Source organism: Pseudomonas sp. UBA6753 (assembly GCF_002453565.1).
Classification (GTDB): domain Bacteria; phylum Pseudomonadota; class Gammaproteobacteria; order Pseudomonadales; family Pseudomonadaceae; genus Aquipseudomonas; species Aquipseudomonas putida_Z.
The window spans coordinates 1-16,211 of sequence record NZ_DKHD01000048.1 but is presented as its reverse complement, the minus strand read 5'-3'; the positions used below and the strand labels follow the sequence as shown (position 1 = coordinate 16,211).

General features: G+C 64.4%; 9 protein-coding genes. 5 read left to right on the top strand and 4 right to left on the bottom strand.

Going from position 1 to position 16,211, the window contains the following annotated elements; genetic code table 11:
- Nucleotides 1-30: 30 nt before the first annotated feature.
- Nucleotides 31-2,964 (bottom strand): bifunctional [glutamate--ammonia ligase]-adenylyl-L-tyrosine phosphorylase/[glutamate--ammonia-ligase] adenylyltransferase, encoded by a 2,934-nt coding sequence (glnE, locus tag B2790_RS18955; protein ID WP_085664112.1) that lies wholly within the window; start codon nt 2,962-2,964, stop codon nt 31-33.
- A 383-nt stretch (nt 2,965-3,347) separates the two neighbouring features.
- Here glnE and aceE point away from each other — a divergent pair, with 383 nt between their 5' ends.
- From aceE to B2790_RS18930, 5 genes are all read left to right on the top strand, one after another.
- Nucleotides 3,348-5,993, top strand: a complete 2,646-nt coding sequence (gene aceE / locus B2790_RS18950) for a pyruvate dehydrogenase (acetyl-transferring), homodimeric type (RefSeq protein ID WP_046614465.1) — start codon at nt 3,348-3,350, stop codon at nt 5,991-5,993.
- A gap of 13 nt (nt 5,994-6,006) precedes the next feature.
- Nucleotides 6,007-7,650, top strand: coding sequence for a dihydrolipoyllysine-residue acetyltransferase (gene aceF, locus B2790_RS18945; protein WP_286919483.1), 1,644 nt, complete (start codon nt 6,007-6,009; stop codon nt 7,648-7,650).
- 341 nt (nt 7,651-7,991) lie between these two features.
- Nucleotides 7,992-10,682: a putative bifunctional diguanylate cyclase/phosphodiesterase gene (locus B2790_RS18940; RefSeq protein ID WP_286919482.1), complete on the top strand. Its 2,691-nt coding sequence runs from the start codon at nt 7,992-7,994 to the stop codon at nt 10,680-10,682.
- Between the two features lie 213 nt (nt 10,683-10,895).
- Entirely contained in the window at nt 10,896-11,564 is a 669-nt protein-coding gene (gene msrA / locus B2790_RS18935) for a peptide-methionine (S)-S-oxide reductase MsrA (protein WP_286919481.1), read from the top strand.
- Between the two features lie 3 nt (nt 11,565-11,567).
- Nucleotides 11,568-12,191, top strand: a complete 624-nt coding sequence (locus B2790_RS18930; RefSeq protein WP_085664116.1) for a glutathione S-transferase — start codon at nt 11,568-11,570, stop codon at nt 12,189-12,191.
- Nucleotides 12,192-12,355: 164 nt separating this feature from the next.
- Here B2790_RS18930 and creD read toward each other — a convergent pair whose 3' ends face one another.
- The 3 genes from creD to creB all read right to left on the bottom strand — a co-directional run bounded on the left by creD (nt 12,356) and on the right by creB (nt 15,992).
- Nucleotides 12,356-13,684, bottom strand: coding sequence for a cell envelope integrity protein CreD (creD, locus tag B2790_RS18925; protein WP_286919480.1), 1,329 nt, complete (start codon nt 13,682-13,684; stop codon nt 12,356-12,358).
- Nucleotides 13,685-13,875: 191 nt separating this feature from the next.
- Entirely contained in the window at nt 13,876-15,312 is a 1,437-nt protein-coding gene (gene creC / locus B2790_RS18920; protein WP_013970529.1) for a two-component system sensor histidine kinase CreC, read from the bottom strand.
- Nucleotides 15,312-15,992, bottom strand: a complete 681-nt coding sequence (creB, locus tag B2790_RS18915; protein WP_286919479.1) for a two-component system response regulator CreB — start codon at nt 15,990-15,992, stop codon at nt 15,312-15,314. Before creB ends, creC begins: the two co-directional genes overlap by 1 nt.
- Between the last annotated feature and the right edge of the window lie 219 nt (nt 15,993-16,211).

The window sequence follows — 16,211 nt, the reverse complement described above, 5'->3', positions numbered from 1 at the left end:
GGCATGCCCGCGAATGAAGCCAACTCGGTATCAGGTCAAACCCAATTCACCCCAGATCCGCCGCACCTCACGGCGTTCATCGGCAAACTGCGCCGCATCGATAACCCCGGCCTGCTTCTGCAGGGCCTGGCGGTGCGAGGCCGAGCGGAACGCCTTGTACACTTCACGCAACAGCACCGCGTCACTGGCCGGCATCAAACCCGCCTGCTCCAGCTCTTCCAGAATGCGGATGTTATCGGTCCATCGGAGTATGGCCGGGTGGTCGTGGGACCAGGCCAAAGCGGCGTATTGCACCATAAATTCGATATCGACGATACCGCCGGCATCCTGCTTGATATCGAACGGCACACCGGCCTCGAAGGCATTGGCCGCGGTACCGGCTGCGGTGGCCTTGGTGCCGAGGTTGTCGCGCATCTTGGCGCGCATTTCGCTCACTTCGCTGCGCAGTTTTTCCAGGTCGCGGGCCTGGCCCAGCACCTTGGCGCGCACGCCTTCGAACGCCGTGCCCACCTGCTTGCAGCCCACCAGCACCCGGGCCCGCACCAGGGCCTGATGCTCCCAGGTCCAGGCCTCGTTCTGCTGGTAGCGCTCGAACGCTCCCAGCGAACTCACCAGCAGGCCCGAGGCCCCCGAGGGGCGCAGGCGCATGTCCACGTCATACAGCTGGCCCGAGTTGGTCTGGGTGGTCAGCAGGTGAATGATGCGCTGGCCCAGGCGGGTGAAGAACTGCGCACTGTCGATCGGCTTGGCCCCGTCGGTTTCCGCTTGCGGGTCGCCGTCATGGATGAATACCAGGTCCAGGTCCGAACCGTGGCCCAGCTCCAGGCCACCTACCTTGCCGTAGCCGATGATGATGAAGCCCGGGTCGCACAGGCTGCCGTCGCTGCGCTTGGGCTGGCCGTGGCGGGCCACGGTCTGGCGCCAGGCCAGGGCCAGCACCTGGTCGAGGATGGCCTCGGCCAGCCAGGTCAGGTAGTCGCTGACTTTCATCAGCGGCAGGTTGCCGCTGATTTCCGAGGCGGCCACGCGCAGGCTGTGGGCCAGCTTGAAGTGGCGCAGCGCCTCCATTTGCTGTTCCAGGTCGTCCTCGGGGATGCGCGTCAGGCGCTCGCGCAGTTCGCTGGCCAGCTCCGGCGCCAGTGGCGGGCTGAACAGGCGGCCTTCATTGAGCAGTTCGTCGAGCAGCAGCGGGTAGCGGGCAATCTGCTCGGCAATCCACGGGCTGGCGGCGCACAGGGTCAGCAGGCGGCGCAAGGCGCCGGGGTTTTCGGTGAGCAGCACCAGGTAGGCAGAACGGCGTGCCACGGCCTCGACCAGCGGCAGCACGCGCTCGAGCACCAGGTCGGGGTTGTCATGTTCCACAGCCTGGGCCAGCAACCGCGGGATGAAGGCGTCCAGGCGCTCACGGCCAATCCGCTGCATCGAACGCAGCTGCGGGCTGGAGCGCAGCGCGGCCAGGCGCCGCAGGGCTTCGGCGGGCTGCTGGAAACCGGCCTCCTGCAGCTGACGGCCAGCGGCATCTTCATCCTGCGCCTGCTCCCACAGCGGCGACCATTCGCCACCCACCACCAGCTCGCCCTCGCCATCTTCATCATCCGGGTCGGCGATCACCTGGCGGAAGTGCCAGTCAATGCGGCCACGCCAGTGCGTCAGCTGGTCATGGAAGCTTTGCCAGTCGGCATAACCGAGCATGTAGGCCACCCGCGCCTTATCGGTCTCGCTGTCCGGCAGCATCTGCGTCTGACGGTCGGCGATGGCCTGGATGGCGTGCTCGGTATAGCGCAGGAACTCATAACCCTCGCGCAACTCGGCGACCACGGCTGGCGGCAGGTAGCCCTGCCCCTCGAGGGTGGCCAGCACTTTCAGCAGCGGCCGCTGTTGCAGGCTGAGGTCTCGCCCGCCGTGGATCAGCTGGAAGGCCTGGGCGATGAATTCCACCTCGCGAATGCCCCCGGCACCCAGCTTGATGTTGTCGGCCATGCCCTTGCGCCGCACTTCCTGCTGGATCAGCTGCTTCATGGTGCGCAGCGCTTCGATCGCGGAAAAGTCCAGGTAGCGGCGGTACACGAACGGCCGCAGCATCTCCTGCAGCTGCGCGCCGGCCGCCTGGTCGCCGGCCACCACCCGCGCCTTGATCATCGCATAGCGTTCCCAGTCACGGCCCTGGTCCTGGTAGTACTGCTCCAGGGCATTGAAGCTGAGCACCAGCGCGCCGGCCGAGCCATACGGGCGCAGGCGCATGTCGACGCGGAACACGAAACCGTCGACGGTGACCGGGTCCAGCGCCTTGATCAGGCGCTGGCCCAGGCGGGTGAAGAACTCCTGGTTGTCCAGCGAGCGCTTCACCCCTTCGGTTTCGCCGCCTTCGGGGAAGGCGAAGATCAGGTCGATGTCCGACGACAGGTTCAGTTCCACCGCGCCCAGCTTGCCCATGCCCAGCACCACCATGTGCTGCGGCTGGCCGCTGCGGTTGCCGACAGGCGTGCCGAACTGCTGGCAGTGGCGCGGGTACAGCCATTGGTAGGCTTCGTCGATGGCGGCGTCGGCCAGGTCGGATAGGTCGCGGCAGGTTTCGCCCAGCGCGGCCTGGCGGGTGATGTCGCGCCAGATGATGCGCAGCTGTTGGCGGTTGCGCTCGCGGCGCAGGTTGCGCGCCAGCTCGTCCTCGCTCTGCGCCGCCTGGGCGGCTGCAGCAATGTGCCCGCGCAGTTCACCCGCGGCGTAACGCCGATCCAGCTCGCCACTGGCCAGCAGGCCGAACAGCATGGCCGGCTCGCGCCGGACCAGGCCGAGCACGAAGTCGCTGGCGGCGGCTACCTGGTCGAACTGTTGCCGGTGCAGCGGGCTCCAGGCCTGGAGGTCGAGTTCCGGGTGGGCAGCCACCGCATCGCTGATGAATTGCTGGTTGCGCGCGACCAGCGGCTGCAGGGTAGCGGGCAGATCGGACGGCAAAGGTAGGCGCATGGTCTATCCTTGATCGGCGTGAAATAGAGGGGAAGAAGCGGCCAAGGGGAAGCCGGACCACGGTTGGACTGTCGTACAAAAGTTGGAAATAGCTGAAAGAAACGAAAAATTGGCAACAAACATCAAGAGTTACCCGTTCGCGACACAATGCCAACCAACATGAACGTTTTTCCTCACAAGCCAGCATGCGACGAAACGTCGCACAAATGTAGTTTTACTACTACTCGTGTCGTGTAAAAGCATGAAATGCGAAAGCAAATGTAGTAAAACTACACGGCGCCGGAGGACACCCCGGTAATCCAAGAATTCACGACGTCTGCCCATAAGGCCAGTCGCAATCTCAGGCAATCGATTCTGGTTGCCTTTCCGCCCTGGAGCAAGCCATGCAAGACCTCGATCCAATCGAAACCCAGGAATGGCTGGATGCCCTGGAGTCGGTCCTCGACAAAGAAGGCGAAGACCGCGCTCATTACCTGATGACCCGTATGGGCGAGCTGGCCACCCGTAGTGGCTCCCAGCTGCCGTATGCGATCACCACGCCATACCGCAACACCATCCCTGTCACCCACGAAGCACGCATGCCTGGCGACCTGTTCATGGAACGCCGCATTCGCTCGATGGTGCGTTGGAACGCCCTGGCCATGGTCATGCGTACCAACCTGAAAGACTCGGACCTGGGCGGACACATCTCAAGCTTCGCCTCCAGCGCCACCCTGTACGACATCGGCTTCAACTACTTCTTCCAGGCTCCGACCGAAGAACACGGCGGCGACCTGATCTTCTTCCAGGGCCACGCTTCGCCAGGCGTCTACGCCCGTGCGTTCATGGAAGGCCGCATCAGCGAAGACCAGATGAACAACTTCCGTCAGGAAGTGGACGGCAACGGCCTGTCTTCGTACCCGCACCCATGGCTGATGCCTGACTTCTGGCAGTTCCCGACCGTTTCGATGGGTCTGGGCCCGATCCAGGCCATCTACCAGGCACGCTTCATGAAGTACCTGGAAGCCCGTGGCTTCATCCCGGCCGGCAAGCAGAAGGTCTGGTGCTTCATGGGCGACGGCGAGTGCGACGAGCCGGAATCCCTGGGCGCAATCGCCCTGGCCGGCCGCGAGAAGCTGGACAACCTGATCTTCGTCATCAACTGCAACCTGCAGCGCCTCGACGGCCCGGTTCGCGGCAACGGCAAGATCATCCAGGAACTCGAAGGCGTGTTCCGTGGCGGTGGCTGGAACGTCAACAAGGTCGTCTGGGGCCGCTTCTGGGACCCACTGTTCGCCAAGGACACCAACGGTGCCCTGCAGCGCCGCATGGACGAAGTCATCGACGGCGAGTACCAGAACTACAAAGCCAAAGACGGCGCGTACGTTCGTGAGAACTTCTTCAACACCCCAGAGCTCAAGGCCATGGTCGAAGACCTGTCCGACGAAGAGATCTGGAAGCTCAACCGTGGCGGCCACGACCCGTACAAGGTCTACGCGGCGTACCACCAGGCGGTCAACCACAAGGACCAGCCTACCGTCATCCTGGCCAAGACCATCAAGGGTTACGGTACCGGTGCCGGCGAAGCCAAGAACACCGCGCACAACACCAAGAAGGTCGACGTCGACAGCCTGCGTCACTTCCGTGACCGCTTCGACATCCCGGTCAAGGATGCCGACCTGGAGAACCTGCCGTTCTTCAAGCCGGAAGAAGGTTCTGCCGAAGCCAAGTACCTGGCCGAGCGCCGTGCTGCCCTGGGCGGTTTCGTGCCACAGCGCCGCGCCAAGAGCTTCAGCGTACCGACCCCGCCACTGGAAACGCTGAAAGCGATCCTGGACGGCTCGGGCGACCGCGAAATCTCCACCACCATGGCCTTCGTGCGTATTCTGGCGCAGCTGGTCAAGGACAAGGAAATCGGCCAGCGCATCGTCCCGATCATCCCGGACGAAGCCCGTACCTTCGGTATGGAAGGCATGTTCCGCCAGCTGGGCATCTACTCGTCGGTCGGCCAGCTCTACGAGCCAGTCGATAAAGACCAGGTGATGTTCTACCGCGAAGACAAGAAGGGCCAGATCCTCGAGGAAGGCATCAACGAAGCCGGCGCCATGTCGTCGTTCATCGCTGCGGGTACCTCGTACAGCTGCCACAACCAGCCGATGCTGCCGTTCTACATCTTCTACTCGATGTTCGGCTTCCAGCGTATTGGCGACCTGGCCTGGGCCGCTGGCGACAGCCGCACCCGTGGCTTCCTGATCGGCGGTACCGCCGGCCGTACCACCCTGAACGGTGAAGGCCTGCAGCACGAAGACGGTCACAGCCACATGATGGCGGGCACCATCCCGAACTGCCGCACCTACGATCCGACCTACGGCTACGAGCTGGCGGTGATCATCCAGGACGGCATGAAGAAGATGACCGAAGAGCAACAGGACATCTTCTACTACATCACCGTGATGAACGAATCCTACCAGCAGCCAGCCATGCCGGCCGGTGTCGAGGAAGGCATCATCAAGGGCATGTACCTGCTGGAAGAAGACACCCGCGAAGCCGCGCACCACGTACAGCTGATGGGCTCCGGCACCATCCTGCGCGAAGTCCGCGAAGCAGCGAAGATCCTGCGTGAAGAGTTCAACGTCGGTGCCGACGTGTGGAGCGTCACCAGCTTCAACGAACTGCGTCGCGACGGCCTGGCCGTGGAACGCGCCAACCGCCTGAAGCCTGGCCAGAAGCCACAGCAGACCTACGTCGAGCAGTGCCTGAACGGTCGCAAGGGCCCGGTCATCGCCTCCACCGACTACATGAAGCTGTTCGCCGAGCAGATTCGCCAGTGGGTACCGAGCAAAGAGTTCAAGGTCCTGGGTACCGACGGTTACGGTCGCAGCGACAGCCGCAAGAAACTGCGTCACTTCTTCGAAGTCGACCGCCACTTCGTGGTGCTGGCTGCCCTGGAAGCCCTGGCTGACCGCGGCGAGATCGAACCAAAGGTTGTTGCAGACGCTATCGTCAAGTTCGGTATCGACCCGGACAAGCGCAACCCACTGGACTGCTGAGGAGTATTTTTAAGTGAGCGAACTCATTCGCGTACCTGACATCGGCAGCGGTGAAGGTGAAATCATCGAGCTGTTCGTCAAGGTCGGTGATCGTATCGAGGCTGACCAGAGCCTGCTGACCCTGGAGTCCGACAAGGCCTCCATGGAGATCCCGGCCCCGAAAGCCGGCGTCATCAAGGAACTGAAGGTCAAGCTGGGCGACCGCCTGAAAGAAGGCGACGAGCTGCTGGTTCTGGAAGCCGAGGGCGCCGCTGCTGCGGCCCCTGAGGCCCCGGCCGCAGCCCCGGCCCAGGCTGCTGCGCCGGCTCCGGCCGCCGAAGCCGCCCCGGCCCCTGCTCCGGCAGCAGCCCCGGCTGCCGCCAGCGTGCAGGACATCCACGTGCCGGACATCGGCTCGTCGGGCAAGGCCAAGATCATCGAAGTGCTGGTCAAGGTCGGCGACACCGTCGAAGCCGACCAGTCGCTGATTACCCTGGAGTCCGACAAGGCCTCCATGGAAATCCCGTCGCCGACTGCCGGCGTGGTCGAAGAGGTCCTGTGCAAGCTGGAAGACGAAGTCGGCACTGGCGACCTGATCTTCAAGCTGAAAGTCGCGGGCGCTGCCCCGGCTGCAGCTCCTGCACCTGCCGCGGCTGCTGCCCCGGCCAAGGCTGAGGCGGCTCCGGCCGCCGCACCTGCCGCTGCAGCCCCGGCTGCTGCCCCTGCACCGGTTGCTACCGCACCGGCTGCCGGCAGCAACGCCAAGGTTCACGCAGGCCCGGCGGTTCGTCAGCTGGCCCGGGAATTTGGCGTCGACCTGGGCGCGGTTGCCGCGACCGGTCCGCACGGCCGCATCCTGAAAGAAGACGTGCAGGTCTACGTCAAGGCGATGATGCAGAAGGCATCGGGCGCACCGGCAGCCGCTGGCGCAACCGGTGGCGCAGGCATCCCGCCGATCCCTGCCGTGGACTTCAGCAAGTTCGGTGAAGTGGAAGAAGTTGCCCTGACCCGCCTGATGCAGGTCGGTGCTGCCAACCTGCACCGCAGCTGGCTGAACGTGCCGCACGTGACCCAGTTCGACTCCGCCGACATCACCGAGCTGGAAGCCTTCCGCGTTGCGCAGAAGGCCGTGGCCGAGAAGGCTGGCGTGAAGCTGACCGTGCTGCCACTGCTGCTCAAGGCCTGCGCCTTCCTGCTCAAGGAACTGCCGGACTTCAACAGCTCGCTGGCGCCAAGCGGCAAGGCCATCATCCGCAAGAAGTACGTGCACATCGGCTTTGCCGTGGACACCCCGGACGGCCTGCTGGTCCCTGTGATCAAGAACGTCGACCAGAAGAGCCTGCTGCAACTGGCTGCCGAAGCGGCTGCGCTGGCCGAAAAAGCCCGCACCAAGAAGCTGTCGGCCGACGAGATGCAAGGCGCCTGCTTCACCATCTCCAGCCTCGGCCACATTGGCGGCACCGGTTTCACGCCGATCGTCAACGCACCGGAAGTGGCTATCCTGGGCGTCTCCAAGGCGACCATGCAGCCGGTCTGGGATGGCAAGGCCTTCCAGCCGAAGCTGATGCTGCCGCTGTCGCTGTCCTACGATCACCGTGTGATCAACGGCGCTGCCGCCGCGCGCTTCACCAAGCGCCTGGGCGACGTGCTGGGCGATATCCGCACCATGCTGCTGTAAGGCAGCCCACTGCCCCTCCCCGCGAGGGGCAGTACCCTTTTCGAGCTGCCACGCTCGTACCTCAACCCCGTCGATTGGCGGGGCTTTTTTTTGCCTTGAGAAAGCCGGTAGGGCTTTGCCCTCCTATCGCGACACAATACCGCTCCCACAAGGTACCGCGATCGCCTGCGATGGGCCGCAAACCAGCCCCGGAAATATCAGCCAGACTACAGATTCCCACCCGCCAGCCGATAACCCGTACACAGCATCACGCATGGCTGCTTGCCAGCCCCCGGGACATGATGCAACCTTGCCAGACCTGCCGCCCCCAAGGCCGCGTTTCCTCTTCAAGCGAGTCTTCGATGAAAAGCCAACCCGATGCCGCCAGCCGTGTGGCGGCCGAGGTCGTCACGCAGTTACCCGTGCCCTCGCGGCTCGGCATGCTGCGTTTCGAAAGGCTCAACGAAGCCAGCTGGACCATGCTCTACCTCGACCCGGCCTGCGAGCGCCAGTTCGGCCTGCACGCCGGCGACCTGTGCGCCCTGGTAGACGCGCCCTATGCCAGCCTGATGGAACCCGAGGCCCGCTACCGGCTGCACGACGAGATCCAGCTGCAACTGGCCCAGCGCGGCTACTACCGCGTGCGCTACACCTTGCACACGCCAACTGCATCGCTACGCCTGCTGGAGGCTGGGGAAGCCTACAAGCAGCACAACCGCCACCTGTTGCGCGGCTACCTGAGCGTGCTCGACGACCAGGCCGAAGATACCGGCGAAGCCGGTGCCAGCGACCTGGAATCGCGTAACAACCGCCTGCAACTGGCCCTGCAACTGAACCAGCGCGCGCAGCGGGAACAACTCGAACACCTGGAAAGGGTACGCGGCCAGCAGGACCTGATCCTGCGCCTGGCCCGCCAGCGCTACAGCGCCGGGAACTCGCTGCGGGAAGCCGCCCAGCTGATAACCCAGAGCGCCTGCGAGATCTACAAGGTGGACTGCGCCAGCATCTGGCACCTGGAAGAACAGCGCCTGGAGCCGATCATCGCCTGGTACCGGGACGCGCAAGAGCACCGCCAGCCCGAAGCCATCGATGCCAGCCACTTCCCCGATTATCTCGACGCGCTGCACGCCAGCCGCGCCATCGATGCCCACAATGCCGGCCACGACCCGCGCACCCGCGCCCTGGCGCAAAGTATGTGCCCGGAAAACAAGGCCATGCTCGATGCCAGCATCCGTGTCGATGGCCAGGTAGTCGGCGTGCTGTGCCTGGAACAGACCGGCCAGACACGGGCCTGGCAGTCGGACGAAATCGCCTTTGCCGGCGAACTGGCCGACCAGTTCGCCCAGGTCATCACCAACCACAACCGGCGCACCGCCGCCAGCGCCCTGCACCTGTTCCAGCGTGCGGTCGAGCAGAGCGCCAACGCCTTCCTGCTGGTCAACCGCGACGGTGTGGTGGAGTACGTCAACCCCAGCTTTACCGCCATCACCCAGTACAGCACCGAGGAAGTGCAAGGCCGCCACCTGGGCGAGCTGCCGGCGCTGGAAAACCTGAGCGAGCTGCTGTTCGACTCGCCGTCGAGCCTGGCCATGGGCAACAGCTGGCAGGGCGAGTTCAAGAGCCGGCGCAAGAACCTCGAGCCCTACTGGGGCCAGCTGTCGATTTCCAAGGTATACGGCGACAACCGTGAGCTTACCCACTACATAGGCATCTACGAAGACGTCACCCAGACCAAGCTGGCCCAGCAGCGCATCGAGCGCCTGGCCTACACCGACAACCTGACCAACCTGGGCAACCGCCCGGCGTTCATCCGCAGCCTGGACGAGCGCTTTGCCCGCGATGGCGAATACTCGATGTGCCTGCTGCTGGTGGACATCGACAACTTCAAACGCATCAACGACAGCCTCGGCCACCAGACCGGCGACAAGCTGCTGATCAGCCTGGCCCGGCGCCTGCGCAACAGCCTGCACACCGGCGGTATCCTGGCGCGCTTTGCCAGTAACGAGTTCGCCGTACTGCTCGACGACACCAGCCTGGAAGATGGCCAGGGCGTCGCCCAGCAACTGCTGCGCACCCTCGACAAGCCGATGTTCGTCGACAACCAGCTGATCAACGTCACCGCCTCGGTGGGCCTGGCCTGCGCGCCACTGCATGGCGCCGACCCGGCCAGCCTGATGAAGAACGCCGGCCTGGCGCTACACAAGGCCAAGGCCAACGGCAAGCACCAGGTGCAGGTGTTTACCGAAGTGCTCAATGCCGAAGCCAGCTACAAGCTGTTCGTCGAGAACAACCTGCGTCGCGCCCTGACCCAGAACGAGCTGGAGGTGTTCTACCAGCCCAAGCTGTGCCTGCGCAGCGGCCGCCTGCTGGGGCTGGAAGCACTGCTGCGCTGGAACCACCCCGAACGCGGCATGATCCGCCCGGACCAGTTCATCAGCGTGGCGGAAGAAACCGGCCTGATCATCCCCATCGGCAAATGGGTGGTGCGCCAGTCGTGCCGCATGAGCCAGCAACTGCGCGAGGCCGGCATGGGCAACCTGCATGTGGCCATCAACCTGTCGCCCAAGCAGTTCTCCGACCCGGACCTGGTGGCGTCGATCAGCACCATCCTCGAGGAAGAGGCCCTGCCCCCGCACTTGCTGGAGCTGGAGCTGACCGAAGGCCTGCTGCTGGAGGCCACCGAAGACACCCACCGCCAGCTGGATGAACTGAAGGCACTGGGCCTGACCCTGGCCATGGACGATTTCGGCACCGGTTATTCGTCGCTGAGCTACCTGAAGAAGTTTCCGATCGACATCCTCAAGATCGATCGCAGCTTCATCAACGAGATCCCGGACAACCAGGACGACATGGAAATCACCTCGGCGGTGGTGGCCATGGCTCACAACCTCAAGCTGAAGGTGGTGGCCGAGGGTATCGAGACGCCGGAGCAGCTGGCGTTCCTGCGTCGGCACCGCTGCGACGTGGGCCAGGGCTACCTGTTCGACCGGCCGATTCCGGGGCGCGAGCTGGCTGAACGGCTGAAGCGCTATCCGCGTGGTCCGGTGGCCTGACAGCCGCGCAAACCTCGGGCACTATAGAGCCCATTCGGGCCCCTTCGCGGGCACGCCCGCTCCCACAGGGACACCACAACCTTTCAAACCGGTGTTGTACCTGTGGCTCCCACGGTGGTCACCACAAACCTTGAAACCTGTGTTGTACCTGTGGGAGCGGGCATGCCCGCGAATGCCCCAGCACCTATCTACCTGACATACAGAGGAACGGCCATGGTCCTGCGTTCGGAAATCCTGGTGAACAAAAACGTCATGCCAACCGCGGAACAGGCCCTGCCTGGCCGCGAAACGCCAATGAGCCTGCCCGAGTTCCACTACGTGTTCAAAGACACGCCGCTGCTCGGCCCTTTCTTCGAAGGCGCCATCGACTTCGCCATCTTCGGCCTGGGTTGCTTCTGGGGCGCCGAGCGCCGCTTCTGGCAGCGTGAAGGCGTGGTCAGCACAGTGGTCGGCTACGCCGGCGGCTTCACCCCCCACCCCACCTACGAAGAAGTCTGCTCGGGCCTGACCGGCCACACCGAAGTGGTGCTGGTGGTGTTCGACAAGGACAAGGTCAGCTACCGCGAGCTGCTGGCGATGTTCTGGGAGCTGCACAACCCGACCCAGGGCATGCGCCAGGGCAACGACATCGGCACCCAGTACCGCTCGGCCATCTACTGCACCAGCCCTGAACAGCTGGAACAGGCCAAGGCCAGCCGCGACGCCTTCCAGGCCGAACTGAGCAAGGCCGACTTCGGCGAGATCACCACCGAAATCGACCAGGCACCGACCGTGTACTTCGCCGAGGCCTACCACCAGCAGTATCTGGCCAAGAACCCGGACGGCTACTGCGGTATCGGCGGTACCGGCGTGTGCCTGCCACCGAGCCTGCAGGGTAACTGAAGCATGAGCACGATGACTCTGTTCCACTCGCCGTTGTCGCCTTTCGTGCGCAAGGTCATGGTGGTGTTGCACGAGACTGGCCAACTTGAGCGCGTGCAGCTGCAGCCGGTGAACATAAGCCCGGTCAGCGGCGACCCACAGCTCAACCAGGACAACCCGATCGGCAAGATCCCGGCCCTGCGCCTGGAAGACGGCACCGTGCTGCATGACAGCCGGGTGATCTGCGAGTACCTCGACCTGCAGCACGTCGGCCTGCCGCTGCTGCCGCGCGAAGGCTTGGCGCGCTGGCGGCGCATGACGCTGGTGTCGCAGGCCGATGCCATCATGGATGCGGCGGTGTCGAGCCGCTATGAGAGCTTCCTGCGCCCTGAAGACAAGCGCTGGGATGGTTGGCTGCAGGCACAGGGCGACAAGATCCGCCGTAGCCTGGCCAATCTGGAGCAGGAGCATTTGCCCGAGTTGATGTCCGGGTTCGACCTGGCAGCGATCGGCGTGGCCTGTGCGCTGGGGTATCTGGATTTGCGCCAGCCCGAGTTTGGCTGGCGTGAACACCAGCCTGGATTGGCGGCGTGGTATGCCGAGGTGGCCAAGCGGCCGTCGATGGTCGCGACCTCTCCGGTGGCCTGAAGGGCCTCTTCGCGGGCATGCCCGCTCCCACAGGATCCTCACAGTATTTCGAGCTGTGCAGTACCTGTGGGAGCGGGCGTGCCCGCGAAGGCCTCACCTCGATATCAAAGGAAACAGCTGCCCGATCCTGAGGGCCAACCACCGCCCGATCTCTCTGTCCTCCCTCATGCCGCCCTCCCCACCCGGGCCCAATCCAGCCGCCGGGTCAGCACCATGAATACCCCCAGCAGGCCGAAGCACAGCAACGAGCCCATCAACAGCGCATAGTCCTCGGCACTCAGCAGCCCGTAGAGCAGCGCATACAACGCCGCCAACCCCACCGCAAAGCCCACCCCACGCCCCAGGCTGCGCAACACATGGCTCAGGTAGAAGCCGATTAGCAGCACACACGCCGAAGCTGACAGCCCATACGCCAAACCAAAGCCGATGTGCTCGGACAACGACAGCAACAGCAGGTAGAAGAACGCCAGCGCCACCCCCACCAGGATGTACTGCACCGGGTGCACGCTGAGGTTCTTCAGCACTTCGAACAGGAAGAAGCCGGCGAAGGTCAGGGCAATGAACAGCAAGGCGTACTTGATCGCACGCTCGCTCTTCAGGTACTGGTCCACCGGGTCGACGAAGCTGACGCCGAAGCTGCGCTCGCTGAAGTCCGCACACTGCCCGACGGTGGCGCACTGGCGCAGGGCGTCTTCGAGGTTGGTGGCAAAGAACGAGGTCTGCCAGTGGGCAGTGAAGCCCTGGGCGTCGATGTCGCGACGACTGGGCAGGTAGTTGCCGACGAAGCTCGGGTGCGGCCAGTTGGCGCGCAGGTCCACGGCGCTGGTGCGGCCCACCGGCACCACGTGCAGCTGGCCGGTGCCTTGCAGTGCAAGATCGAAACCGTAGCTGAATTCACGCGCCTGCAGGCCGTCCAGCCCCGGCAGGCTGGCGTGCACGCCGCCGCGCATCCAGTCGAGCCGGGTACCGGCTGCGAACGGCACTTTCTGCTCGCCCATGCTCAGCTCCAGGCCGTTCTCGATGCCGCGGATATCACTGATGCCTACCACCAAAAACGGCTTGTCGAAGCGGTAGTCGTCGAAGTCCTTTTCGATGCCCCAACGTTCCGGGAGCTTGAAGCGGCCACTGATACGGCCCTTGGCGTGGAACAGCCGGGCCTGGTAGATGCCACGGGCGCGCAGTTCGGTGTCCACGCCCAGGTCGGCGTCGAAGGTTTCCGGCAGGAAGTACAGGTGGCCGGCAATGGTGCTGGTTTCCTGGGTGCGCTCGCCGTCCTTTTCGATCCAGCGGCGCTGGTACTTGCGGTAGGGCACCACCAGCAGCGGGCCGCTGAGTTGCTGGTCGAAGCTGGCGCTCTGGGCGATATCGCGCAGCACATTGTCGCGCAGGGCCTGGCGTTCACCGATCAGGCCGCTGATCAGCAGTAGCGGGACGAGCAGCAGCAAGATCAATACAGCGATCATGCCGAGTTTGAAACCGAGGGTCTTGTTCATGGGGGCCTCCTGTGGCAGTGGGCGCAGTGTCTGCGCCTTGCGTGGAGGCTTTGTGGAGACCGTGTGTGATTTAAGTGTTTTCTGGGGCTGCTACGCAGCCCTTCGCGGGCACGCCCGCTCCCACAGGGCTTGGCACATACACTGTGGGAGCGGGCAAGCCCGCGATGGGCTGCGCAGCAGCCCCGGCAAGGTCAGCTGATACGCCGCACCGGCAGCCACAACCTCACCCGCACCCCTCCATCGACGTTATCCACAGCCAACGCCCCGCCATGCAGCTGCATCACCTCGGCCACAAAATTAAGCCCCAACCCGGTGCTTTTGCGCCCACTCCCCGGCCGCGGCAGCGAGTAGAACCGCTCGCTCACCCGCCCAATGGCATAGGCCGGTATCGCCTGCCCCTGGTTGAACACGCTCAGCGCCACCCGTTCGCCATCGCGCTCCAGGTCGAACAACAGCGCGCCTCCCTCCGGGGTGAAGTCCAACGCGTTGTCGAGCAGGTTGGCCAGCGCCTGGCGCATCAGGAATGGGTCACACAACAAGCGCAAACCAGCCGGCACCCGCTGGCGCACCTGCAAATCGGCACCTTCGATACGCGCCGCATGGGCCAACAGCAACTCGTCCACCAACGCCGCCAGCGCCACCTGCTGCTCATCCTCCAGCGCCTGCATCTGCTCGACCCGGGCCAGGTTGAGCAGGCGTTCGATCATCTGCTGCAAACGCTCGCTCTCGCGCTCGATGTTGCCGGCAAAACGCGCCCGCTGGTCAGCCGGCATGTCATCGCCCTGCAACAGCTCGGAAGCGCCACGAATGGCCGCCAGCGGGCTTTTCAGCTCGTGTGTCAGGGTATGCACATACCGCTCGACATAGGCCTTGCCCTCCAGTTGCGTGCGCATGCGCTCGACCGCCTGGGCCAGGTGCGCCAGTTCGCCACCCTTGTAGTGCGGCAGGGCGGCGCGCTCGCCCTCGCTGACCGCCTGGGCGTAGCGGGCCAGCCGGCGCAGCGAGCGCGCCAGCCACCACGACAACGCAGCACCGATCAGCAGGCCCAGGCCGATCAGCCCCAGGCCCAGGGTGAGCAAGCGCCGTTCGGAGCGGTCGATGTACGGTTGCAGCGAGCTGTTGGGCTTGGCCACGGTGACCACGCCAATGATCTTGCCATCGTCGATGATCGGCGCGCCCACGTGCATCACCGAAGTACTTTCATCGTCGGGGTCGCTGCGGGTGGAGCGGGCGCCGTACTGGCCACGCAGGGTCAGGTACACGTCATTCCACTTCGAGTAGTCCTTGCCCAGGTCCTCGCCGCTGGAGTCCAGCAGCACGGTGCCCTTGGCATCGGTGACATAGATGCGGTGGCTGACCTGGTTCTTGGCCAGGCCCCAGATCTGCGCACCCGGGCTGCGCGAGCCGTAGGCCTTGAGCACTTCGGGCAAGCGGCTCTGGTTCAGGGTGCCGGCCTTGACGTCATCGTGCAGGATCTCGGCCAGCAGGTTGGCGGTGTCTACCAGCGTTTCTTCAGAGGACTGGCGCACCACCGGACGGATCTGTTCGCGCACCGTGTTGAGCAGAAAGTAGCCCGCCAGCCCGACGAACAGGAAGTACACCAGGAAGATCCGGATGCCCAGGCGCATCAGGCATGGTCCGGGCTGTAGCTGTAGCCGAGGCCACGGTGGGTCTGGATCGGTTCGGCGTCGCTGGCCACCTGGCGCAGCTTGGCGCGCAGGCTCTTGATATGGCTGTCGATGGTGCGCTCGTAGCCCACATCAGAGGCCACGCCCACGGCGTCCAGCAGCTGTTCGCGGCTGAATACCCGGTGCGGTTGCTCGAGCAGGCATTGCAGCAGGCGGAATTCGTGGCGGGTAAGGGGGAGTGGCTGGCCGCGGTAGGTGATCTGCATGCGCAAGGTGTCGAGCTGGAACAGCGTGGCCTCGACAGCGGGCTCGACCCTGGGGCCCATGCGCTTGAGGATCGCCCGTACCCGCGCCGCCACTTCACGCGGGCTGAAGGGTTTGACCACATAGTCGTCTGCGCCGATTTCCAGGCCTACCACCCGGTCGATTTCGCCATCGCGGGCGCTGAGGAACATTACCGGCACTTCGCTGAAGCGGCGCAGCTGGCGGCAAGTTTCGAAGCCACTGATATCGGGCAGGCCGATGTCGAGGATGACCAGGTCGGCCGGGCGCTGGCGCTGCTGGTCGAGGGCGGCGCTGCCCAGGGTTACCCATTCGGTGCTATGGCCGTCGGCCTGCAGGGCGTAGACCAGGGTGTCGGCAATGGCAGCTTCGTCTTCGACGATGAGGATGTGGGGCATGGCGTCCGGGCCTGTGCAGATATCTATGGCGACGCACTATTGTGTAGGAGCGGCCTTGTGTCGCGAAAGGGCCGCAGAGCGGCCCCGACAATGTCTGCATCAGCGCTGAGATCGTGGGGCTATGCGACCCATCGCAGGCAAGCCAGCTCCCACAGATTGGACTGCCCCCAAGAAGTTGGACACCAATCCAACCCTTGGGGGATCTATGGGTAAATACAC

Bases quoted from the DNA above. Each gene is read 5' to 3' on its own strand.
- creB (WP_286919479.1), bottom strand. From the start codon at position 15,992: ATGCCCCACATCCTCATCGTCGAAGACGAAGCTGCCATTGCCGACACC.
- aceE (WP_046614465.1), top strand. From the start codon at position 3,348: ATGCAAGACCTCGATCCAATCGAAACCCAGGAATGGCTGGATGCCCTG.
- creC (WP_013970529.1), bottom strand. From the start codon at position 15,312: ATGCGCCTGGGCATCCGGATCTTCCTGGTGTACTTCCTGTTCGTCGGG.
- creD (WP_286919480.1), bottom strand. From the start codon at position 13,684: ATGAACAAGACCCTCGGTTTCAAACTCGGCATGATCGCTGTATTGATC.
- msrA (WP_286919481.1), top strand. From the start codon at position 10,896: ATGGTCCTGCGTTCGGAAATCCTGGTGAACAAAAACGTCATGCCAACC.
- B2790_RS18930 (WP_085664116.1), top strand. From the start codon at position 11,568: ATGAGCACGATGACTCTGTTCCACTCGCCGTTGTCGCCTTTCGTGCGC.
- glnE (WP_085664112.1), bottom strand. From the start codon at position 2,964: ATGCGCCTACCTTTGCCGTCCGATCTGCCCGCTACCCTGCAGCCGCTG.
- B2790_RS18940 (WP_286919482.1), top strand. From the start codon at position 7,992: ATGAAAAGCCAACCCGATGCCGCCAGCCGTGTGGCGGCCGAGGTCGTC.